This window comes from Pseudomonas sp. MPC6 (assembly GCF_006094435.1).
Taxonomy (GTDB): domain Bacteria; phylum Pseudomonadota; class Gammaproteobacteria; order Pseudomonadales; family Pseudomonadaceae; genus Aquipseudomonas.
Genome location: NZ_CP034783.1, coordinates 6,206,053 through 6,227,847, shown reverse-complemented (window position 1 = coordinate 6,227,847; position 21,795 = coordinate 6,206,053). Strand labels below are relative to the sequence as shown.

At 60.7% G+C, this 21,795-nt stretch carries 17 protein-coding genes; 6 read left to right on the top strand and 11 right to left on the bottom strand.

The window, feature by feature from the left end; all coding sequences use genetic code 11:
• Positions 1 to 87: 87 nt before the first annotated feature.
• Complete coding sequence (gene ispA / locus ELQ88_RS31005) at positions 88 to 975, bottom strand: (2E,6E)-farnesyl diphosphate synthase (protein WP_128872464.1); 888 nt, start codon at positions 973 to 975, stop codon at positions 88 to 90.
• A complete protein-coding gene (locus ELQ88_RS31000; RefSeq protein ID WP_064680011.1) occupies positions 972 to 1,214 on the bottom strand; it encodes an exodeoxyribonuclease VII small subunit in 243 nt (80 codons plus the stop codon). The genes ispA and ELQ88_RS31000 overlap by 4 nt, the downstream gene beginning before the upstream one ends.
• Positions 1,215 to 1,567: 353 nt before the next feature.
• Between ELQ88_RS31000 and ELQ88_RS30995 the strand changes: the two genes are divergently transcribed.
• From ELQ88_RS30995 to ELQ88_RS30970, 6 genes are read left to right on the top strand one after another with little or no spacing between them, the layout of a single operon-like run.
• Positions 1,568 to 2,359, top strand: a complete 792-nt coding sequence (locus ELQ88_RS30995) for a DUF2135 domain-containing protein (RefSeq protein ID WP_128872463.1) — start codon at positions 1,568 to 1,570, stop codon at positions 2,357 to 2,359.
• Positions 2,360 to 2,394: 35 nt separating this feature from the next.
• Positions 2,395 to 4,107, top strand: a complete 1,713-nt coding sequence (locus ELQ88_RS30990) for a DUF2138 domain-containing protein (protein ID WP_138969220.1) — start codon at positions 2,395 to 2,397, stop codon at positions 4,105 to 4,107.
• A gap of 32 nt (positions 4,108 to 4,139) precedes the next feature.
• A complete protein-coding gene (locus ELQ88_RS30985; protein ID WP_224790976.1) occupies positions 4,140 to 4,742 on the top strand; it encodes a DUF1175 family protein in 603 nt (200 codons plus the stop codon).
• Positions 4,739 to 9,304 carry an alpha-2-macroglobulin gene (locus tag ELQ88_RS30980; protein ID WP_138969218.1) on the top strand — a complete coding sequence of 1,522 codons (4,566 nt, stop codon included), beginning with the start codon at positions 4,739 to 4,741 and terminating at the stop codon, positions 9,302 to 9,304. Before ELQ88_RS30985 ends, ELQ88_RS30980 begins: the two co-directional genes overlap by 4 nt.
• A gap of 1 nt (position 9,305) precedes the next feature.
• Positions 9,306 to 10,925 carry a DUF2300 domain-containing protein gene (locus ELQ88_RS30975; protein WP_138969217.1) on the top strand — a complete coding sequence of 540 codons (1,620 nt, stop codon included), beginning with the start codon at positions 9,306 to 9,308 and terminating at the stop codon, positions 10,923 to 10,925.
• Positions 10,926 to 10,928: 3 nt separating this feature from the next.
• Positions 10,929 to 11,744, top strand: coding sequence for a DUF2135 domain-containing protein (locus ELQ88_RS30970; protein ID WP_138969216.1), 816 nt, complete (start codon positions 10,929 to 10,931; stop codon positions 11,742 to 11,744).
• 632 nt (positions 11,745 to 12,376) lie between these two features.
• On the opposite strand, the gene ELQ88_RS30965 is transcribed toward ELQ88_RS30970, so the two are convergent.
• The 9 genes from ELQ88_RS30965 to ELQ88_RS30925 all read right to left on the bottom strand — a co-directional run bounded on the left by ELQ88_RS30965 (position 12,377) and on the right by ELQ88_RS30925 (position 21,650).
• A complete protein-coding gene (locus ELQ88_RS30965) occupies positions 12,377 to 13,123 on the bottom strand; it encodes a S24 family peptidase (RefSeq protein ID WP_128872458.1) in 747 nt (248 codons plus the stop codon).
• Positions 13,124 to 13,351: 228 nt separating this feature from the next.
• Positions 13,352 to 13,879, bottom strand: coding sequence for an inorganic diphosphatase (gene ppa, locus ELQ88_RS30960; protein ID WP_028620880.1), 528 nt, complete (start codon positions 13,877 to 13,879; stop codon positions 13,352 to 13,354).
• A gap of 113 nt (positions 13,880 to 13,992) precedes the next feature.
• Positions 13,993 to 14,805, bottom strand: a complete 813-nt coding sequence (locus tag ELQ88_RS30955; protein ID WP_138969215.1) for a zinc-dependent peptidase — start codon at positions 14,803 to 14,805, stop codon at positions 13,993 to 13,995.
• A 6-nt stretch (positions 14,806 to 14,811) separates the two neighbouring features.
• A complete protein-coding gene (locus tag ELQ88_RS30950; RefSeq protein ID WP_128872456.1) occupies positions 14,812 to 15,468 on the bottom strand; it encodes a DedA family protein in 657 nt (218 codons plus the stop codon).
• Between the two features lie 290 nt (positions 15,469 to 15,758).
• Positions 15,759 to 16,220, bottom strand: a complete 462-nt coding sequence (locus ELQ88_RS30945) for a GNAT family N-acetyltransferase (RefSeq protein WP_138969214.1) — start codon at positions 16,218 to 16,220, stop codon at positions 15,759 to 15,761.
• Positions 16,221 to 16,333: 113 nt separating this feature from the next.
• Positions 16,334 to 17,158 carry an ethanolamine ammonia-lyase subunit EutC gene (eutC, locus tag ELQ88_RS30940; RefSeq protein WP_178084721.1) on the bottom strand — a complete coding sequence of 275 codons (825 nt, stop codon included), beginning with the start codon at positions 17,156 to 17,158 and terminating at the stop codon, positions 16,334 to 16,336.
• Between the two features lie 8 nt (positions 17,159 to 17,166).
• Positions 17,167 to 18,561, bottom strand: a complete 1,395-nt coding sequence (locus ELQ88_RS30935) for an ethanolamine ammonia-lyase subunit EutB (protein WP_128872453.1) — start codon at positions 18,559 to 18,561, stop codon at positions 17,167 to 17,169.
• A 98-nt stretch (positions 18,562 to 18,659) separates the two neighbouring features.
• Entirely contained in the window at positions 18,660 to 19,940 is a 1,281-nt protein-coding gene (gene eutH / locus ELQ88_RS30930) for an ethanolamine utilization protein EutH (protein WP_128872452.1), read from the bottom strand.
• A 189-nt stretch (positions 19,941 to 20,129) separates the two neighbouring features.
• The gene (locus ELQ88_RS30925; protein ID WP_138969212.1) at positions 20,130 to 21,650 is read right to left on the bottom strand and encodes an aldehyde dehydrogenase family protein; all 1,521 of its coding nucleotides are present in this window, start codon (positions 21,648 to 21,650) and stop codon (positions 20,130 to 20,132) included.
• Between the last annotated feature and the right edge of the window lie 145 nt (positions 21,651 to 21,795).

The window sequence follows — 21,795 nt, the reverse complement described above, 5'->3', positions numbered from 1 at the left end:
GAATCGTTATAGGTATAAAAGATGCGGCAGTTTACCTGATGCATCGCCCCCTGCCCACGCGTAGGTCTCAAGTTGGCGGATACGCCGTCAGCTGCGCCGGCCGACGATATAGCGGGCCAGGTCGCGCAACGGTTCGGCGGCCGCGTCAAACGGTCGCAGTGCATGCAAGGCCTGATCGCGCAGTTCCAGGGCGTAGGCCTTGGCTGCGTCGAGGCCGAGCAGGGCCGGATAGGTCGGCTTGTCCCGCGCGATGTCGGCACCCTGGCGTTTGCCGAGGGTTGCGGTATCGCTTTCGACGTCGAGAATGTCGTCCTGCACCTGAAACGCCAGGCCGATGGCTTGGGCATAAGCCTGCAGCGACTTCAATTGGTCTTTCTCGGCACGGCCGCTGGCCAGGGCGCCGAGTTGGACGCTGGCCTCGATCAGCGCACCGGTCTTGTGCCGATGCATGTACTCAAGGGCTTTCTGATCGAGCTTCAAACCGACCGAACCGAGGTCGATGGCTTGGCCGCCGACCATGCCGGCCGGGCCTGCCGCCAACGCCAGGGCGCTGACCATTTGCAGGCGGATCTCGGCATCCACAGCGCTCAGGCGCGGGTCGAGCAGGGCGCTGAAGGCCAGGCTCTGCAAACCGTCGCCCGCCAGGATCGCGCAGGCTTCGTCGAATTTCTTGTGCGTGGTCGGCTGGCCACGACGCAGGTCGTCGTCATCCATGGCCGGCAAATCGTCGTGCACCAGGGAGTAGGCGTGGATCAGCTCCACGGCACACGCTGCGCCGTTGGCGTGCTCAGCCTTGCCGCCCAGCGCTTCGCAGGCGGCGTAGGCCAGCAACGGACGCACCCGTTTACCGCCATTCATCACGCTGTAACGCATGGCTTCGTAAAGACGTGCAAGCTCGGGGCCTGGCGCGATGAACAGGCTTTCCAGTGCCGCATTGACACGGTCCTGGCTGGTGGCCGAATACGCTGCAATCATTCTGGCAAATCCGCGTCGAAGGGTTCCTCGGCCAACTCGCCATCACGCTCGAGCAGCACTTGAACCTTTTGTTCGGCCTGGGCCAGCGCCGCCTGGCAATCGCGGGTCAGGCCGATGCCTTGCTCGAAAGCCGTCAGCGAGTCTTCCAGCGACAATTCGCCATTCTCCAGACGCTCGACCAGCGTTTGCAGTTCAGCGAGCGATTGTTCGAAATCCAGTGCAGCTTTTTTGCGGGCCATGGCGGCTATTTCCGGTTGACGTTAAACCGGCGCGACACTAGCAGACATGGGGGGTATGGGCAAATGAGCGGGGTATTGGGAGTTGCAGTTTGCGGCGCCTCCAAGAGTGATTTTGGTTATTCGGCTCATTTTGTGAGCCGAATAAGCGCGCTATTCGGCTCACGCCCGGCAAATCCCATAATTCCTACAGTAAATAGAGAGCTGTCTGATTGTTAAAAAACCGCTGAATGGCTAATCTTCGGGTCTTCTACAACCCCACGGTCACGGGGCTTTCAGACGAAACGCAGGGCTTGGATCTGTAACGCGCCGAGGATCAGGCGCAAGGTTTCGTCAGGCATGGCAGGAGGCGTCACATGCGTTCATTGCTGCTGTTGCTGATGGGGCTGGTCTGCGCCACCGCTGCCAGGGCCGAACCCACGGCCGAACTGTCGGAACCGGTAGGCGGCTGGCGCTACCATGGCCTGCTGGACCGCAGTGAACAGCCTCAGGTTGCCTATCCCACGCCGCCCATCGACCGCGGCGTGCAGCGCAATCGCACGATGATCGAAGGCCAGCTCAAGGCCATAGGCACCCAACGCGGGCCCCATACCCTGGCGGTCAACGGCAATCCCCTCAACCTGTACACCGACGACCAGGGACGTTTCGCCCGGCCGTATGCCTTTGGCGCCGGTTCCAACAGCGTCGAAGTGCGCAGTGCCGAAGGCCAATCGCTCAAGCGCGTTCAATTCTATGAAGCCAACAACCTGCGCACGCCGGCGCGGATTCGCCTGGTGCTGGGTTGGGACGATCCGAAGGCCGAGCTCGACCTGCATATCATTACCCCCGACGGCCAGCATGCATTCTGGGCGCGCCCGGCGATGAACAACGGCGGTGGCCTGGACCCGGATGGTGTCGACGGCCCCGGCCCGGAAATGTTCACCATGACCGCGCCGATGCATGGCACCTATCTGGTTTATGTGAACTATTGGGGCAACTTCGGCAGTGGCGGCTATAACTTCGATGAGCGCGGCAACCAGAACGAGGTGATCACCTCGCAAATCAACCTGGTACTGAACGAAAACACTGTCGACGAGAAACGTGAGACCTTCATCGTGCCCCTGCGCGCGATCGGTGATCTGCTGCTGGTCAAGACTTTCAACTATTGAACATCCCGCACCACGGATGAATTGGGTGTTGTGAAATGAGCGATAACACTGTGACGCCGGCCGCCACCGCACCCGCCGCCAAACCTACCCGGCGCTGGCCGGTGCTGTTGGGCGGACTGTGCCTGGTGGCTGGCGCGGCTGGTGGATTGGGCTGGTTCATGCACCAGTCCAAGGCGCCACCGGCGCAATTGGCCAGCGACAAATTAGGCATGAGCCGGCCGGACGGTCTGCTCGAAACCCATTCCTTGAGCCAATTGCCCAAGGACTTGCTGGCGGTGCCGTTTCTCAAGGAAACCCTCACCGAAGATTTCGTCTTCTATTACCAAACCCATGCCGATCGTCTCGGGCTGATCGGCAGTCTGCGGCGGATCATTTACGAGCATGACCTGAAACTGCAGGACAGCCTGATCGAACAGCTGTTCGATCAACCGGCGGACGTGGCGCTGTGGCGCGGGGCGGATGGCCGGCTCAAGGATTTCCTGTTGGTGATGGATCGCGGTGGCCTGGCCAAGGTATTGGAACCGCTGGCCAAAGTGGCGCTGGATGATACGCAGCTGAGCAGGCTTGGCGAGGTGAAAGTCGGCGCCGACGACGTGGCGCTTTATCAGTTCAACTACAACGCCAGCAAAGCCATGGTGTTCGCCTCCCATGGCGACAAGCTGGTGGTGCTGTCGAATCCGTCCAGGCTCTACGATCCAGGCAGCGGCACACCTGAAGCACCGGGCAGCGTCTCGACCCAGGCCATCGCCGCATTGCTCAACGGTGACCAATTGTTCCCCGAAGCCTTCGGCCTGCAACCTCGCGCGCCTGAGGTGAAACAACGTTTGTCAGTCAATGCCAGCGTCCTGGCCATGGGTTATCAGCGTTTTATCCCCAACTTCGCCGGCCTGCGTTTCGACATGGACGACAAGGGCTGGCACAGCTTTCTCGCCATGGATGAGCTGGAAAACCAGCCGGACTTCGATTTCAAGCCGATCTGGCAAGCCATGCCCATGGGGGCCAGCGCTTGTGTGGCCTTGCCCTTGGCCGCCGAGCAACAGCAACCATTGCTGGTAAAACTCGGCGCTGACGATGCGGTTGCACAGGCCCTGACCGAACACATGGCAGGTGCCGCCGGCTTGTGCTGGTATGCCGATTCGCGGCTGTATACGCCATTGTTGGTGGCCAGCCTGAACGACGATGACAGCGCAAAGCTCGACGGCGATCTGGGCAATTTGTTCGGCTCCATGGTCGGTGCTTACGAAGGCAAGGTCGACGCGCATATATTCCCGGTGGTCGAGAAGCAGGTAGGTGACAGCCATCAGTGGCAGCGCCAGGTCAGCTCCAACTTCGGCCCCTATAAAGCCCGGGATGCCGAGCAACCGGACGCGATTACTGGCAAGGCATTCATGCGCGTGAGCCTGGCGCGCCACGGTTCGACGCTACTGTTCTCCCTCGACGACAAGCTGGTGGATAAAGCCCTCGGCACCCTCGACAAACGCTTCCCGCCCATGGCCGACGTCTTACCCAAAGACCTGCTGATGCCGGTCTACTTCGGCCCGGATTCCATGGCGCAACTGATGCAGCGGGAAACCCTCGACAGCCTGCCGCAGGACATGGAGCCGGTGTTCTACAACGCCGCGCAAACTTACCTGATCCCGAAACTGCGCAAGCTCGGCGGCTACGGCAAGTATGCCCTGACCTTGCCCGAAGGCAGCGAGCCCGACGGCCACTGGCAATGGTTGCCGCTGGAGTGGAAAGCCCTGTGAGCGCATTCATCCGAGGCCTCGGCCTGCTGGCGATGCTGCTGGGCAGTCGCGTCTTTGCCAACGAAGCTGCAGCGCTCGACCCGCAGCAATCCCAGGTATTCCGCGCCTGGTTCGTGCGCATCGCCCAGGAACAACTGACCCAGGGGCCGAGCCCGCGCTGGTACCAGCAGGACTGCGCCGGCCTGGTGCGGTTTGCCGCCAACGAAGCGCTGAAAGTCCATGACGATAAATGGCTGCGCAGCAATGGCCTGTCCAACCGCTACCTGCCACCGGAACTGCTACTGAGCGATACGCAACGAAGCCTCGCCCGGCAATGGCAGCAGGGCGGCGGCAAGGTCGGGCCTTACGTCAACGCGATCAAGCTGATCCAGTTCAACAGCCATCTGGTCGGCCGCGACATAGGTCAGGCCCGGCCCGGCGACCTGATGTTTTTCGATCAGGGCGACGACCAGCACCTGATGATCTGGATGGGCCGCTACATCGCCTATCACACCGGCACCACCACCCCTACAGACAACGGCATGCGTTCCGCGAGCCTGCAGCAACTCATGACATGGAAGGACACCCGATGGATTCCCGACGCAGCCAACCCCAACTTCATCGGCGTCTATCGACTGAATTTTCTCTCCCAATGAGCGGTGCCCGCATGCTGCGTCTTTTGTCTCTGCTGTTGGTATGGGCCCTGCCTTTTTCGGTGGTCAAGGCCGAAGACACCGTCGAGCCAAGCAGCTACACACCAGTGGCCGGTGAAAGCTTTTTCCTGTTGGCCGACAGCAGCTTTGCCAGCGATGAACAGGCAATGGTGCGCCTCGAAGCGCCGGGCCGTGACTATCGCCGATTTCGCATGGAGCCTTACGGCGGCGCCGACATTCGCGTGTATCGGATCGACAAGCCGCTGGATTTCCTCAAGCGTCAGAAGAACCTGCACCGGGTGGTCAGTGATGGTCAATTCAAAGGCGAAGGCCTGTCGAATACCCTCGCCTACCTGTGGGACAACTGGTACCGAAAATCCCGTCGAGTGATGCAACGGGCGTTTTCCTACGAGTCGCGTAAACAAGTCACCGAAGAAGTGCCGGAATTGAAGATGGGTACGGCCATCGCCGCGCCAACGCCCTACGACGCGCAGCCGCAATTTGCGCTGATTCCAGGTTTGCCGGTGATCAGCCAATTCCGTTATCCGCTGTGGCAAGCCAAACCGATCCAGCCGCCAGCCGGGGTGAACCTGGCCGGCTCTTCCAGCGAATTCGTCAGTGTTGCACCGGGCAACGTGTACATTCCCTTGGGCAACCTGAAGCCGGGTCTATATCTGGTGGAAGCACTGATCGGCAAGTACCGCGCGACCACCATGGTCTTCGTCTCCAACACCGTGGCGGTGAGCAAGATCGCCGGTGACGAGTTGCTGGTCTGGGCCGCGCGCAAACACCAAGGCAGTTCGGTGCCGAAGGTCAATGTGCTGTGGACCGATGGTCTGGGCGTGATGAGCAGTGGCGCCACCGATGCCGATGGGTTGCTACGGTTGAAACACGTCAGCCCGGAGCGTTCGTTCGTGATTGGCGAGGACGAAGAGGGTGGGGTGTTCGTCTCCGAAAATTTCTACTACGACAGCGAAATCTACGACACCAAACTCTATGCCTTTACCGACCGGCCGCTGTATCGGCCGGGGGATTGGGTGTCGCTGAAAATCGTCGGTCGCGAGTTCAAGAATGCTCGTGACTCGGTGCAGCCGACCGCCGCCGACGTCAACGTCACCGTGCTCGATGCAACCGGCACCGCATTGCAATCCCTGGCGCTGAAACTCGATTCCAAGGCTGGGACCCAAGGTCGCTTCCAATTGCCGGACAACGCCGTGGCCGGCGGTTATGAATTGCGTTTCAGCTACAAGGACCAGGCCTACAGCAGTGCCTTTCGCGTCGCCGAATACATCAAGCCGCACTTTGAAATCTCGCTCAACCTGGCCAAGCAGGATTACCGCACCGGTGAACCGGTCAAAGGTAGCCTGGTGCTGCTGTACCCGGACGGCAAACCCGTGGCCAATGCCAAATTGAGCCTCAGCCTGCGCGCCCAGCAACTGTCGATGGTCGACAATGAGCTGCAGTACCTCGGGCAATTCCCGGTGGAGCTGACCAGTACCGAACTGACGACCGATGCCAAAGGCAACGCGACCCTCGACCTGCCGGCGGCGGAGAAACCGAGCCGCTATATGCTCACCGTGTTTGCCAGCGATGGCGCGGCGTATCGGGTCAAGACCACCAAGGAAATCCTCATCGACCGCGGCGCCGCGAGTTTCAGTCTAAGCGCGCCCCAGCGTTTCAGTGCGGTGGGCGACAAGGTCGCGTTCAGTTATCTGAATGAAGGTGGCAGCGAGCAGGGCAAAGCCGTCACGCCGAGCAGTTATGGCTGGGTGCGTCTGGAAGACCAGAGCACCGGCGAGGGCCAGCTGGTGGCCACCGACAAAGGCTTCACGCTGGCGTTCGAGCGTGCGGGCACTTACAACTTGACCTTGAAGGATGATCAGGGCCGAGTCATCGGCGCCACGGGCCATTCGGTCACCGGCGAGGGCGTCAAGGCCGTGCCCGGTACCGTTGAGATCGTCCTCGATAAACCGCAGTACAAGGCCGGCGATGAAGCGCTGGCCTTGATCACTTTCCCTGAGCCGGTCAGCGATGCATTGCTGTCGCTGGAGCGGGACAAAGTCGAGGCCACGGCGCTGCTGTCCAAGGGCGACGATTGGCTGCAAGTGGAAAAACTCAGTGAGACGCAATACCGCGCGCGGATTCCGGTGAAAGACAGCTTCGCGCCAAACCTGACCTTCTCCGTGCTCTACACCAAGGGTGGTCAATACAGCTTCCAGAACGCTGGCATCAAGGTGATTGCCCCGCAGATCGACGTCGCCATCGCCACCGATAAAGAGTCGTATCAGCCGGGCGATACCGTGTCGGTTGACCTCACCACCGAGTTCGACGGCAAGCCGATTCCGGCGCACCTGACGGTCAGTGTGGTGGACGAAATGGTCTACGCGCTGCAACCGGAAGTCGCGCCGAGCATCGACCAATTCTTCTATCACCCGCGCCGCAACAACGTGCGCACCAGCGCCAGCCTGTCGTTCATCAGCTATGACGTGGCATTGCCGGGCAGCCCAGGCGCGCCGGGCAAGGCCAACCGCAGCGAGCGCGGGGTGAAAGTGCTGGAGCGCCCGCGTCGCGAAGACGTCGACACCGCCGCCTGGCAACCGGAACTACTGACCGATGCCAACGGCAAAACCCGCTTCACGTTCAAGATGCCGGACTCCTTGACCCGCTGGCGCATCACCGCCCGGGCCATCGCCGATGACGGTCAGGTCGGGCAGAAAAAGCAGTTCGTGCGCTCGGAAAAGCCGCTGTACTTGAAGTGGAGCGGGCCGAGCCGATTCCGGCGCGGCGATAAACCGGATCTCGGTGTGTTCGCCTTCAGCCAGGGCGAGCAACCGGTGGCGGCTGAACTGGTGATTCATTACGGCGGCACCGAACAGCGTGTCCCGGTGACGTTGAATAACGGTATCAATTACGTCGCGCTACCCGCGTTCGAATTGGCCAATGGCGAGTGGGCCGCCGAGCTGGTGCAAGACGGCAAAACCGCTGACGCCCTGGCCGTGCGCCTGACCACGACCGGTGAAGGTTGGCAGGTGATCCAGAGCCAAAGCCTGGACGTCGCCAGCGGTGATACGCCGCTGGCTTTGCCCGCGGACGCGACGGATATTCGCCTGCGCCTGGATGACAGTGCACAAGCGCTGTTCCGTTCGGCGCTGGACGATTTGCTGAGTTATCCGTACGGCGGCGTTGAACAGACCGCCAGCCGTTTGCTGCCATTGAGCATTGCCTATCCGACGCTGTCATCGAACCCGCGGATCCGCGATCGCTTGCGTCTGATCATGCAGAACAGCCGTCTACGCCTGGTGCAAATGGCCGGGCCGTCGGCGAGCTTCACCTGGTGGGGCATGGATGGCGAGCCGGATGCGTTTCTCACCGCTTACGCCTATTACGCCGACTGGCACGCCAGCAAGGCGCTGGCGCTGAGCCTGCCGCCGGAGCATTGGCAGCGAGTGCTGGAGGTCTATGCGAAACAGGCGAAGAACACGCCGCTGTTGCAGCGGGCGCTGATTGTGTCCTTCGCCAAACAGATGCAACTGCCGGTGAACACCTTGCTCAGTGGATTGATGGATGACCTGGCGAACGCCGGCGAGGGCCATGCCGCAAACCTGATGGAAGATGGCGAGGACAGCATCGTCATGAGCGATCCGGATTCGGCGCTTGGGTTGGCCAGTGCTCGTGTGCTGACCGCGTCTTTGGCGCGCCAGGCGAAGGTCGATATGCCGCAGGCGTTCACTCGGCAACTGGCGGATGCGCAGCAGCGCCTGGACGTCAGTTCCCAGCCGTTTGCCGAAGCGTTGAATCTATCGCTGAAGACCTTCGACCAGGCTCACGCTCACGCGTTGTTGCAGCGTTTGCTCCCCCGGCAATCGACGCTGGAACGCGCACTGGCGCTGACCTGGTTGCAGCACAGTATCGAGCAGGCGTCGCCCGCCGTCGCGCTCAAACCGGGTGACGGCTGGAAGCCGGAGCAGGGGGCGACCGGTGAAGTTTACTGGACGTGGCAGGGTGCTTCGTCCGCGCCTGCGCTGCTGTCCCTGGACGGGGCGCAAGAGCGTCCGGTGCGGGCCGCGTTGAGTTATCAGACCCTGCAACCTCCGGTCGAACCGTCGGCCGTGACCATCACCCGTCGCCTGTCCCGTCTGGTGCCGGGTGACGAAGCGTTCAACTTCAAACTGGAAGCGGTCGGCAACAAGCCGTTGTCCAGCGACAGCCTCTACCTGGACGAAGTGATCATCACCAGCAAAGCCGCGCAGCCGCTGCGCTACGGCATGCTCGAAGTGCCGCTGCCACCGGGTGCGGACGTCGAGCGCACGACGTGGGGCATCAAGCTCATCGGCAAGGCTGGCACTGAGCCGACCGCGTTGGAAAAAGCGCGTTTCGAGCCGGGGCAAATGGCTTATGCGATTCCGGTTGATGCGTTGAGCGGCGAACTGCGCCTGCGTCACTTGGTGCGCTTCTCGCAAAAAGGTCAGTTCAACCTGCCGCCGGTTCGCTTCACCCAGGTCTATGCGCCACAGCATCAGGCCCAGGAACAAAAGCCGGCACTGGGCCAGGTCACGGTCCACTGACATGGCCCGGTCCATGGTCTGGTTGCTGCTGTGCTTGATCCCTGCGCTGGCCACTGCACAGGATGAGTCGCTGCGCCTGGGCTTCAAGGGGCAATTGCTGTCCTTGAACCAGACCCGGTTGATCTCCCGGGAAACATTGCCTTCCGGGCTGGAGACTCCGCTGGGCAGTGTATGGAAGTTGTTTGTTTATGGCTGGCTGGTGGACACCGGCGCGCGTGAACCGGCTTATGAATGTCGCGGGCAGTCGACAGAGGAAGTTTATTGCTGCGCGGCGGGTGGCAAGATCGAGCGTGATCAAGCGCTGGTAAAGTCCTGCGGGTTGTATTTTGACCCTGAGCGTTTGCGCATTACTGGCGTTGAGTGGCGCCAGTACTGGCAGGCGCGCCAGGCGCCGGAGTGGTTGCTGAACTTGCCGTCGTTGCAGCCTGCCACTCGGGTTTCAGTGACTGAGTTATTGCAGGCGCTGAGCATGATGCCAGCGCAGGATCAGGCACGGCGGGTGCTACTCGATGTGGTTTTGCACGCCGCCGACGGCAATGTCGTGGGCGAGCTTGGCGGCCGATTGCGAGTGAAAACCTGGAGTTGGCTGGACGATCAGGATCCTGGGTCGCGCCAGGGTGGGTTTGCCGGGTGGTTGGCGGATGGAACGCCGATATGGGCCGGTGGCCGAGGAACCAGTCAGAGGGTGTTGCGCGATTACGGCGAAGCACTGTCTTCGGTGCTGCCTGTTGAGTGGCCAGCAGACGCGGGGCGTTGCGTCGAAGTCGGGCTGTTTTCCCGCTATCCGATCGGACGCGTTCTCGCCGGGGATCGGGTGGTTGAATCCGGGCCCATGCAGGGCGACTACCGGGTCGAATTCGCCAACGGCAACCAACTCGATATCCACAGCGACGGCGAACTCTTTCTGCTCAAGGACAAGCTGGTCGCGCGCCTGGACCGTGAAGAATACGTCGCCCGCGTCCTGCAGCGCGAAGCCAGGGCCGAACCCGCCGAAGCCTCCAAAGCCCTGGCCGTCGCCATCCGCACCTATCTCCTGCAAAACGCCAGCCGCAACGGCGACTGCCTGCGCATCGACGACAGCAGCAATCGTCAGCGTGTCGCCCCACGACCGGCCACCACCGAGTCGCGCAACATCGCCGCCTGGACCAGCGACCTGGTCCTCGCCGGCAGCGCCGTCACCTACCACTCCGACCAACCCGGTCCGGACCAGCTCTCCTGGCAACAAGCCGTCGAACAAGCCAGCGCCGGCCAACGCTACGACGCCATTCTGCTGCACGCCTATCCACGCGCCAGCCTCAGTCGCTGGGACAATCCCGTGGCCTCCTGCGAAGCACTCCCAGCCGCCCAAAACTGGCTACAACAACAGCGCCGCGGCTGGCGCCAACGCCTGGCAAGCGAAACCGGCTACAACGAAGTCAACACCTTCGCCGTCTGCCGCCTGACCTTCGGCCGCCCCTACGTCGACCGCGAACGCCAGCGCATCTATGTGCGCGGCGTGCTGTCGCTGCAAGACCGTCTCGACCTGACCCACGAATACCTGCACCTGGCCTTCGAAGCACACCCCAACGGCCAGGATGAAACCTACATCGAAGGGCTCGCCCGCCACCTCTTGCTGGAATAGACCATGAAACTCCGTTATCCACAGGGCTTGCTGTTCCTTTACGCCTGTTGCGTATTGCCGATGACGATGGCCGCCGACGCCGCCGTCAAACTCGACACGCCAATGGGCGGCTGGCGTACCGGTGCCCCCGAAGGTGAAGGCGAAACCTTCCCCCAGGTCATCAACTACCCCGCGTCCTCGGTGAACACCCCGGTCGGGCAAGCCAACACCGCACGCATCACTGGTCAGATCAAAGCTACGCCCAAGACCGATGAACCCGGCCGGCTGATCATCAATGGCGTCAGCATGCCGCTGAAGATCGACCCCGCTGGCCGTTTTGATCGGCCGTTCTCATTCCCCAACGGCAGCAACAGCGTCGAAGTGCGCAGCCCCGATGGCCAGCAACGCCACCGCACGCAGTTCCTCAACACCAGTGGCGGTGCTACACCGGCCAAGTTGCGGGTGTTGCTGGCATGGGACAGCGATGGCACGGATCTGGACCTGCACCTGATAACCCCGGATGGCGCGCACATCTGGTACGGCGATCGCGCAGTTCCCAATGGTGCGGCGCTCGATGTCGATGTGACGACAGGCTACGGCCCGGAGATCTTCGCCATGCCGGCACCGATCAAGGGGCAGTATCTGGTGTATGTGAATTACTTTGGGGGCGGGTATCGGAGTGATGAGTCGGGGCAAGAGGAGGCGGTTCAGGCACTGACCACGGCGCAAGTGACGGTGATTACGGAGGAAGGGACGTCTGACGAAAAGATGGAGACGTTTCTGGTGCCAATGCGAGCGGTGGGGGAGTTGACGTTGGTTAAGGGGTTTAGTTATCCGTGAGAAGAGATTTTCCAGCATGCTGTCGGAGAAGTGAATCAGGCTGAGGCTTGCTGCCCCAATTAACGCATGATCATTCGTCGTTAAATGTGTCTAGCTCGTCCAGACTTACTTTGACTCGCTGAGGCGCTACGAGCCGGTCTTTAACCGTCGTTACGAGCGCGTCTTCCACTTTGCCATACTAGCCCTCGGCCATTGAATGCTGTCTTGAGTCTTTGTCGGCAGGGTGCATGGTGAGGGGCATAAAAGAAATACCTCTGATAACGTCTTTTTTCCGGACATTAAAAAGCCGGCTTGTGGCCGGCTTCTCGGGGACTGGCTTGGTTTATTTTTGGTAAACCGCAACAGCCTTCAAAACGTACACCCGGATCTTGCGTCCGGCTGTGGGACTCGGCGAGAAAGTGATCTGCCGGGTCGGTGCGATCTGAGCCTTGGGAAGGGTCGATGCGCAAATGTGGGGCGCAGCATACTGATTTTTTTGGGAAATTCCCAGTGTGGTGTGCGCAATAGAGCACTGGTTGCTTTGGGCTGAATGCAATCACAGCTTCGATGGTGACTGTTCCATCGCCTTCGCGGGCAAGCTCCGCTCCTACAAGGTTGTGCTGTCCTTGAGGGTGGCTTGCCCATGAAAAAAGCTATAAGAACGGCACCGGCGGCCTGCGTTTGTTAAGGGTCGACCACCAGAAGACCCAGCCCAATACCCTGATGTTTTGCTCTTCGATTTGCGAAGCCCTGAAGATTTCATCCGGGTATTCGGCGCTGTTGTGGCTGCGCATGCGTAATGCGTTGCCCGGGATCCGATGCAGATATTTGATTCGCAACATGCCGTCGTGCTCGATGGCGTAGATCTCGCCATCGATAATTTGCGTGAGCCCGCGGTCGATGGCGAGGAGAGAGCCGTCTTCAATCTTTTCGGCCATGCTGTTGCCGATCATGCGCGCGCAGATGGCGTCGGCGTGGTTGATTTCCAGGGAGTCGAGATCGACGCGAGGCAGGCGGATGGATTGGCTGGGGTCCTTCACGACCTGGGTTTTGTGGGTGCCGGGCGTGATGGTTGTTTCTTTGTAGAAAGGCAGCTCGACATCGGTCGGTTCGATGACCCGGTAGGTGCCGCGGATCGCCTGGGCGTCGAAGGTGTTGCCGGACTCGTCGAGCAGACGCAGTTCCTTGGGGTCTTTCGGGCCTTCGCTGGTTTTCAGCCACTGACTGTTCACGGACAGTTTTCTGGCGACTTCTTCCATGCAGTGGGCGGGCACACCGCGGGTGTACCAGTTGTGGACGTTTTGCGGCGCCGTATCCAGGAATTCGGCGAATCCTGTTGTCGTAATGTTCGCCGCTTCGAGGAGCGCTTTAAACCGTGGACCGCTAGTGTTCTTTTTCATGAAAGCGAGTCTACTGGCGCCGGGTGGGGCTTTGAATAAACGAACTGTTCAATTTACGAGGGAAATTTCGACCGGATGTAAGACGCGTTTGGGGGAAATTAAACAACAAAACTCATGTTCACAGACTCCTATACGGCGTGTTTAAAGAAGGTTTTTCAGGCGCCCACAAAAAACCCCGGATCAACCGGGGTTTTCTTGCAGCTTGCAGACAAACGCTGACAGCTGGCTTTAGCCTTTGTAGGCGGCAACCGACTTCATGATCTCGGTGCGAGCGGCTTCTGCGTCGCCCCAGCCTTCGATCTTCACCCATTTGCCTTTTTCGAGGTCTTTGTAGTTCTCGAAGAAGTGCTTGATCTGTTCCAGCAGCAGCGGCGGCAGATCGGTGTATTCCTTCACGTCGACGTACAGCTGGGACAGCTTGTCGTGTGGGACTGCGATGACTTTGGCATCGCCGCCGCCGTCGTCGGTCATGTGCAGGATGCCGACCGGACGAGCGCGGATGACCGAGCCTGGAGCAACCGGGTACGGGGTCACGACCAGCACGTCGAGGGGGTCACCGTCGTCGGCCAGGGTGTTCGGGATGAAACCGTAGTTGGCCGGGTAGAACATCGGGGTGGCCATGAAACGGTCAACGAACAGGCAATCGCTGTCTTTGTCGATTTCGTATTTGATCGGCGCGTGGTTGGCCGGGATCTCGATCGCGACGTAGATGTCGTTCGGCAGGTCTTTGCCAGCCGGAATCTTGCTGTAGCTCATTGGGCGGTGCCCCCGTTAGTTGACCAAAAACACTTGGCCGGATTGACCAAAAAGTGGCGGCGATTATAGGCATATTCCGCCACCGTTGCTATGGACCAGAGGTCGTGTAGACCTTAGTCGTGTGCCTGATAGACCGGGTCTTCGGCCAGAAGTTGCCGCAACCGGGCCAGTGGGTCCTGCCGGTAAAACAGCTTCAGCTGCTGATAGACCTCAGGATACGCCTCGTGCAGCAAATCCGGGGCGCTGAAGAAGTATTCGCTGGTGACCGCGAAAAACTCGGCGGCGTTTTCCGCTGCGTACGGGTCGATGGCGGTTTCGGCGTCGGGATTGCGCTCCAGTTGGCGGTCGAGGTCGTCGTAGGCCTCTTGCATGACCTTGGCCCAGTCGCTGACTCGCATGTCCGCGTGCAGCGGCGGCAGGCCGTTGGCGTCGCCGTTGAGCATGTCGAGTTTGTGCGCGAGTTCGTGGATCACCAGGTTGTAGCCTTCCCAGCCGCCGCTGGCCATCACGCCGGGCCAGGCGAGGATGATCGGGCCTTGTTGCCAGGCCTCGCCGCTGTGCTCGCCATCCCACTCGTGCTCGACGCCGCTGGCGTCACGATGGCGTTGGGGGCTGAGGAAGTCGTCGGGGTACAGAACGATTTCGTGGAATCCCTGATACCAGTTCAGATCACCCAGATGCAGCAGCGGCAGTTGCGCCTGGGCGGCAAGCAGCAGGCGTTGCTCCTGGTGAAGTTCGACACCGGGCAGGGCGGTCAGGTGTTTGTCGTCGAGAAACAGCACGCAGGCTTCGCGCAGCCATTGGTCTTCGGCGGCGCTGATGCCATCGAGGAAACTCAGGTGATGGCGCACCCGCTGCCACATGTCGTCGGCAATCGGGTGCTTGCCCAGTATGCGCCGGCGACGCCAGGCGCTAAGCGACCACATGCCGGATCAGCGCGGGTGGGCTTTGGACGCGGCGTTGCCGAAGCGGCTGCGGACGACGCCGATGATCATCGGTACCAGCGACAGCAGGATGATGCCGACCACCAGCAACGACAGGTTTTGCTTGATGAAGGGTACGTTACCGAAGAAGTACCCGAGCGTAACCAGGCCACCGACCCACAGGATGGTGCCGAGGACGCTGAAGCCAAAGAAACGCGGGTACGGCATTCTCGCCACACCGGCGACGAACGGGGCAAAGGTGCGGATGATCGGCAGGAATCGCGCCAGGGTCACGGTTTTGCCGCCGTGCTTGTCGTAGAAATCATGGGTTTGTTGCAGGTAATCGCGACGGAAGATCTTCGAGTTCGGGTTACTGAAGAGCTTTTCGCCCGCCGTTCGTCCGATCACATAGTTGGTGCTGTCGCCGAGGATCGCCGCCAGCATCAGCAAACCGCCCAGCAGCACCGGGTCCATGCCGCCACCGGCTGCGACGGCGCCCGCGATGAAGAGCAGGGAATCGCCCGGCAAAAAGGGCATTACCACCAGGCCGGTCTCGCAGAAGATCACCAGAAACAGGATGGCGTAGATCCATGGCCCGTAGTTGTTCACCAGCAAGTCGAGGTAAACATCGAGATGCAGGATAAGGTCGAGCGGGTTGAAATCCATGGAGGGCACCTGTGGTGTCGGCCCGACTCGGCAGGCCTGTGCGGATGACTTCGCGAAAGCCTACGGATGGGGGTAGTTTTTCTTACAAGCCGGAAAGGTCAGCATTATACGGGCTGGAGGGTGAAAAGCGCGTCGAGTTTGTAGCGGGGGATTTCGCACAGGACAGCGGGGATTGGCGCGTTTTTTTTGTAGGAGCAAGCTTGCTCGCGATGACGGTGTGTCATTCAACACATGTATCGCAAGCCAGACGGCTATCGCGAGCAAGCTTGCTCCTGCAGATGTAAGGCGAATCAGAGCTCGTCGCTGATCGGCAACACATAGTTCTTGAACTCGGTGTCTTCCTTGAATCCTATGGATTCGTAGGTTTTCTGCGCCACTTCGTTGTTGCTGCTGGTGGATACACGCATGCGCACGGCATTGGTTTCCTTGGCCATTTTCTTCGCCGTGCGGATCAGGTTGTCAGCCACCAGCTGGCGGCGGGCATCTTCGGCGACGTAGATGTCGTTGAGAATCCACACGCGCTTGAGCGAAAGCGAAGAAAAGCTCGGGTACAACTGACAGAACCCCATCCCTCGCTGGGTGTCGTCATCGGCCAGGGCCAGGTAGATCACCGACTCCTTGCGACGCAAGCGTTTCTCGAGGAACGCCCGGGACGAGTCCGGATACGGCAACGAGCCATAAAACTCGCGATATTTGACGAATAATGGGGTCAACAGGTCCAGGTGTTCGAGGGTCGCTTGAATAATCCGCATGGTAGGTCTCGTCTTCAAGTGGCTGTCTTACGTCGTGACGGCGATGGGAAACCCCTGGCGGCCGTGCATCGATCCTGCCTGAAACTGGAATGGAAACGCAATGCGGAAACGGTTCAGGCATGCGGCGGGTCGAGTAGGAAATTACCTTTTGTATCTGCACCAGTGTCCGACTCCAGCGTCTGAACCTGGGCCTCGTCCTTGAGATTGACCCCCGATAACTGCCGCCGACAGGCTTCGCGCATCAGATACAGCAAACGATGGGCCGCCATGCCGTAACTCAGGCCTTCGAGTCGCACATTGGAGATGCAATTGCGATAAGCATCCGTCAGGCCGATCTTTGGATTGTAGGTGAAATATAACCCCAGGCTGTCTGGCGAGCTGAGGCCAGGGCGTTCACCGATCAGGATGACGACCATCCTGGCGCCCAGCAACTCGCCGATCTCGTCGGCCACGGCAACGCGGCCTTGCTCAACCAGCACCACAGGTGAAACAGACCAGCCCTCAGCCTCGATCTGTTGTTCCATCCGGGTCAGAAATGGCACGGTATGGCGATGAACGGCCAGGGCCGACAAGCCGTCGGCGACGACGATGGCCAGATCGACACCGCCGGGATTGGTCGCTGCGAGATCGCGCAGGGTCTGCGCCGATGCATCACTCAGTTTTCGCCCCAGGTCGGGGCGCTGCAAGTAACTGTTACGGTCCGTTGCCGCGCTGTGCAGCAACAGGCTTTCCCGTCCGCGCGCCGCCAGTTGCGCACCGAGCGCGGCATGGTCGAACGGCAAGTGCACCGCATCCCGGGCCTGGGCGTGGGCGTATTGGAAATCCAGCTGCGCATGGGTGGGCATGCTGGTGCCGGTGCGGCCCAGGGCGATCCGCGCGGGCGTCAGGCGGCGCAGCTCCAGCAACGGGTTTTGCTGATCAGCAGGTGGTTTATCCATTACAACACTCATCCCAGTTGCGCCATGGCCTGACGGAAGGCCGGCGGCAGGCTGTCGCCGAAGTGAATTTTGCCGTCCGCCTGCGTGAAGATGCCCATTTTCGCCAGCCATTGTTCGAACTCCGGCGCCGGTTTCAGCCCCAGGGTCTGGCGAGCGTAGAGCGCATCGTGGAACGAAGTGGTCTGGTAGTTGAGCATGATGTCGTCGGAACCGGGGATGCCCATGATGAAGTTGATCCCGGCCACACCCAACAGGGTCAGCAGGGTGTCCATGTCATCCTGATCGGCTTCGGCGTGGTTGGTGTAGCAGATGTCGCAGCCCATCGGTACGCCCAGAAGCTTGCCGCAGAAGTGGTCTTCGAGGCCGGCGCGGATGATTTGTTTACCGTTGTAGAGGTATTCCGGGCCGATGAAACCGACGACGGTGTTCACCAGGAATGGCTTGAAATGTCGCGCCACGGCGTAGGCACGCGTCTCACAGGTCTGCTGATCGATGCCGTGGTGCGCATTGGCCGACAGGGCGCTGCCCTGGCCGGTCTCGAAATACATCAGATTCTGGCCCAGGGTGCCGCGGTTCAGGCTCAGGCCGGCGTCGTAGCCTTCCTGCAAGACGTTGAGGTTGATGCCGAAACTGGCGTTGGCCGCTTCGGTGCCGGCGATTGACTGGAACACCAGGTCCAGTGGAACACCGCGATTGATGGCTTCAATCGAGGTGGTGACGTGGGTCAGCACGCAGGCTTGGGTGGGAATCTCGTAGCGCTGGATGATGGCATCGAGCATTTCCAGCATGGCGCAAATCGAGCTGATGCTGTCGGTGGCCGGGTTGATGCCGATCATCGCATCGCCATTGCCGTACAACAGGCCGTCGAGAATGCTCGCGGCGATGCCGGCGGGCTCGTCGGTGGGGTGGTTCGGCTGCAGGCGCGTGGATAACCGGCCGCGCAAGCCCAGGGTGCCGCGGAAGTGGGTGATCACGCGGATTTTCTGCGCCACCAGCACCAGGTCCTGCACGCGCATGATTTTCGACACGGCGGCGGCCATTTCCGGAGTCAGGCCGGGGGCGAGGGCGCGCAGGCTGTGTTCGTCGGCGGCATCGCTGAGCAGCCAGTCGCGAAAACCGCCGACCGTGAGGTGGCTGACTGCCGCAAACGCCTGTTTATCGTGAGTGTCGATGATCAGCCGGGTGACTTCATCGGACTCGTAGGGAATCAGTACTTCCTGCAGGAAGTGGGCGAGCGGGATATTCGCCAGCGCCATCTGCGCGGCCACCCGCTCGCCATCGTTGAGTGCCGCGACACCCGCCAGAAAGTCCCCGGAGCGCGCCGGACTGGCCTTGGCCATGACTTCCTTCAGATCGTCGAAGCAGTAGACCTGGGCGCCGACGGTATGGGAAAAACGTGCCATTTCTGTCTCCGTTTCAAATAGGAAGGTGCGCTGCCCAGTGCTGGCGATTCCTCAGAATGCCACGCCCTGTGTCATCAACGCACCTCAATGCAGCTGACTCAGGCCGTCGCCTTGATGCCGTTCGGCGCAAGGGACTCGGGCAGGGGCAGGCCGAGGTATTCGCCCTCGGCGATGATCCCGGCGGCGCGATCCTGAGCTTCAAGTTGCAAGGCCTTGGGCACCGACAGCCAATACGCCAGGCCCACGGCAATGAAACCTGCACTTATCTTGCCAATCAGCACCGGCAGGATGATGGTGGGCTGGAAGTTCGCAGTGAACGACAGGTGATCGCCCAGCAGGAACGCGGCACAGACGCCGAAGGCGATGTTGATCACTTTGTCCTTGGGTGGCATGAAGCGCACCAGGCGGAACATGGCCAGGATGTTAGCGATAGTTGCCAGCATGCCGGCACTGCCGACGGCGCTCAGTCCGATCTTGCTGCCCAGGCTTTCCAGCGGCTTACCCAGGTATTTGCGCAGCAAGTAAACCATCGGGAACGCACCCGCCAGCATAATGCCGATGTAGCCGGCCGTTTCCAGGGCGCGGGTCTGGTCTTCGGCGTCCGCGATGATCGGGTGAAAGCCCCAGCTGCCGAACACCAGTGTGAACACGCCGGTGAAGTACTCGACGATGGAGAACACCAGTACCAGTTTGATGGCAGCGTCCATCGTACGGCCGAAGATGATGAAACCCTTGATCATCAGGTCGGGCAAGAACCGTAGCCCCAGGGCCAGGCCCACGACGAAGATCAGGATCGGCAACAGGTTGGCGAAGATGCTGCCCAGGCCCAAGGCCAATTGATAGGTGGCTTCACCGTTGGTGGACACCAGGTCCCGTACCAGCGGGTTACTGAACGCGAGGATGACGCTGGCGATCAGTACGCCCAGTGGGATGGTCAAAATGCCCGACATGATGCCCAGGGCCATGTATTTGTGGTCGCGCTTGTCGAGCATCGCCAGACCCATGGGGATCGAGAACACGATGGTCGCACCGCCCATGAAACCGGTGATCAGCGCCATCACCAGCGCTTCTTTGCTAGCCGCCAGCGCCGAGGCCAGGTGATAGCCGCCCATGTCCGAGGCGATGATCATGGTCGCCGCCAGGGCCGGGTCGGCGCCCAGGGAACTGAAGAAGGGACCAAAGGCTTTTTCGATGACCACAGTCAGGTAGGGGATGGAAGCCATGATGCCCGCCGCCGGCACGAAGATGTGGCCAGTGGCGTGGATGCCTTCCATGAATTCTTTACCAAGCCCTTCATCGCTGTTGTAGATCGCCGCGAAGGCGCCGAGTACGGCGCAGAGCATGATGAGATAGAGCACGTAATTGCCGATCTGATCCATGCGTGGTGCTTCCTTATTGTTGTTTTTTTTATGCGCGGACGCTGCGTGCACGACTGGCGCAGTGCCGTTTGGGGATTTGCGGTTGTTGCATTGCATTCAGCTGCTGATAAGCGCCGAATCCAATGCGAGAAAAAGTAGGGGGCTGATAGTAAAGCGCCTCCCGGCGACCGAAGTCGCCGGGAGGAACGATCAGAAGAAGCCCAGCGGATTGATGTCGTAGCTCACCAGCAGGTTTTTGGTCTGCTGATAGTGGTCGAGCATCATCTTGTGGGTTTCACGGCCGACGCCGGACTTCTTGTAGCCACCGAACGCCGCATGCGCCGGGTACAGGTGGTAGCAGTTGGTCCAGACACGCCCGGCCTTGATCGCGCGGCCCATGCGGTAGGCGCGGTTGATGTCGCGGGTCCACAGGCCGGCACCCAGGCCGAACTCGGTGTCGTTGGCGATGGCCAGGGCTTCGGCTTCGTCCTTGAAGGTGGTGATGCTCACCACCGGGCCGAAGATTTCTTCCTGGAATACGCGCATTTTGTTGGTGCCCTTGAGCAGGGTCGGCTGGATGTAATACCCGGTCGCCAGGTTGCCCTCGAGTTTTTCGATTTTTCCGCCGGTCAGCAGCTCGGCGCCTTCGCCCTTGGCGATTTCCAGGTACGAGAGGATTTTGTCGAATTGCTGCTCGGAGGCCTGGGCGCCGACCATGGTGTCGGTGTCCAGCGGGTCGCCACGTTTGATTTGCAGGACTTTTTTCATCACGACGGCCATGAACTCGTCGTAGATCGATTCCTGTACCAGGGCGCGGGACGGGCAGGTGCAGACTTCGCCCTGGTTGAAGAACGCCAGCACCAGGCCTTCGGCGGCTTTTTCGATGAAGGACGGTTCGGCCTTCATGATGTCTTCGAAGAAGATGTTCGGCGACTTGCCACCCAGCTCCACGGTGGACGGAATGATGTTTTCGGCGGCGCATTTCATGATGTGCGAGCCGACCGGGGTCGAGCCGGTGAAGGCGATCTTGGCGATGCGCTTGCTGGTGGCCAGGGCTTCGCCGGCCTCTTTGCCGAAACCTTGCACCACGTTGAGCACGCCCGGCGGCAACAGGTCGCCGATCAGCTCCATCAGCACGGTGATGCCCAATGGGGTTTGTTCGGCAGGCTTGAGCACCACGCAGTTGCCGGCGGCCAGGGCCGGCGCGAGTTTCCAGGCGGCCATCAGGATCGGGAAGTTCCACGGGATGATCTGCCCGACCACGCCCAGCGGTTCATGGATGTGATAGGCCACGGTGTTGCCGTCGATCTCGGCGGCGCTGCCTTCCTGGGCGCGGATGCAACCGGCGTAGTAGCGGAAGTGGTCGGCGGCCAGCGGGATGTCGGCGTTGAGGGTTTCACGCACGGCTTTGCCATTGTCCCAGGACTCGGTAATCGCCAGGAGTTCCAGGTTCTGTTCAATGCGGTCGGCGATTTTCAGCAGCACCAGCGAGCGCGCCTGGACGGACGTGGCGCCCCAGGCATCGGCGGCGGCGTGGGCAGCGTCCAGGGCTTTTTCGATGTCTTCGGCCGTGGAGCGCGGGAATTCGGCAATCGGTTGGCCATTTACTGGCGAGGTATTGGTGAAGTACTGACCTTTGACAGGCGCGACGAACTCGCCGCCGATGTAGTTACCGTATTGGCTCTTGAACGAAACGATAGCGCCTTCAGTACCGGGGTGAGCGTAACGCATGGTGATTTCTCCTTGGCTTTTGTGCTTATAAGGGAGAGCGCATGTGCGCTTGTTATAAGCGTAGAGCAAAGGTCGGGCCACTGCGCTGCAACTCAGGGAAATCAAGGCCTTGCGCGATTTTTGTCGGACAGGCGGCCGCAGCCTG

Bases quoted from the DNA above. Each gene is read 5' to 3' on its own strand.
- ELQ88_RS30980 (WP_138969218.1), top strand. From the start codon at position 4,739: ATGAGCGGTGCCCGCATGCTGCGTCTTTTGTCTCTGCTGTTGGTATGG.
- ELQ88_RS30950 (WP_128872456.1), bottom strand. From the start codon at position 15,468: ATGGATTTCAACCCGCTCGACCTTATCCTGCATCTCGATGTTTACCTC.
- ELQ88_RS31000 (WP_064680011.1), bottom strand. From the start codon at position 1,214: ATGGCCCGCAAAAAAGCTGCACTGGATTTCGAACAATCGCTCGCTGAA.
- eutC (WP_178084721.1), bottom strand. From the start codon at position 17,158: ATGGATAAACCACCTGCTGATCAGCAAAACCCGTTGCTGGAGCTGCGC.
- ispA (WP_128872464.1), bottom strand. From the start codon at position 975: ATGATTGCAGCGTATTCGGCCACCAGCCAGGACCGTGTCAATGCGGCA.
- ELQ88_RS30970 (WP_138969216.1), top strand. From the start codon at position 10,929: ATGAAACTCCGTTATCCACAGGGCTTGCTGTTCCTTTACGCCTGTTGC.
- ELQ88_RS30990 (WP_138969220.1), top strand. From the start codon at position 2,395: ATGAGCGATAACACTGTGACGCCGGCCGCCACCGCACCCGCCGCCAAA.
- ELQ88_RS30925 (WP_138969212.1), bottom strand. From the start codon at position 21,650: ATGCGTTACGCTCACCCCGGTACTGAAGGCGCTATCGTTTCGTTCAAG.
- ELQ88_RS30955 (WP_138969215.1), bottom strand. From the start codon at position 14,805: ATGTGGTCGCTTAGCGCCTGGCGTCGCCGGCGCATACTGGGCAAGCAC.
- ELQ88_RS30975 (WP_138969217.1), top strand. From the start codon at position 9,306: ATGGCCCGGTCCATGGTCTGGTTGCTGCTGTGCTTGATCCCTGCGCTG.
- ELQ88_RS30985 (WP_224790976.1), top strand. From the start codon at position 4,140: ATGCTGCTGGGCAGTCGCGTCTTTGCCAACGAAGCTGCAGCGCTCGAC.
- ppa (WP_028620880.1), bottom strand. From the start codon at position 13,879: ATGAGCTACAGCAAGATTCCGGCTGGCAAAGACCTGCCGAACGACATC.
- ELQ88_RS30945 (WP_138969214.1), bottom strand. From the start codon at position 16,220: ATGCGGATTATTCAAGCGACCCTCGAACACCTGGACCTGTTGACCCCA.
- ELQ88_RS30965 (WP_128872458.1), bottom strand. From the start codon at position 13,123: ATGAAAAAGAACACTAGCGGTCCACGGTTTAAAGCGCTCCTCGAAGCG.
- eutH (WP_128872452.1), bottom strand. From the start codon at position 19,940: ATGGATCAGATCGGCAATTACGTGCTCTATCTCATCATGCTCTGCGCC.
- ELQ88_RS30995 (WP_128872463.1), top strand. From the start codon at position 1,568: ATGCGTTCATTGCTGCTGTTGCTGATGGGGCTGGTCTGCGCCACCGCT.
- ELQ88_RS30935 (WP_128872453.1), bottom strand. From the start codon at position 18,561: ATGGCACGTTTTTCCCATACCGTCGGCGCCCAGGTCTACTGCTTCGAC.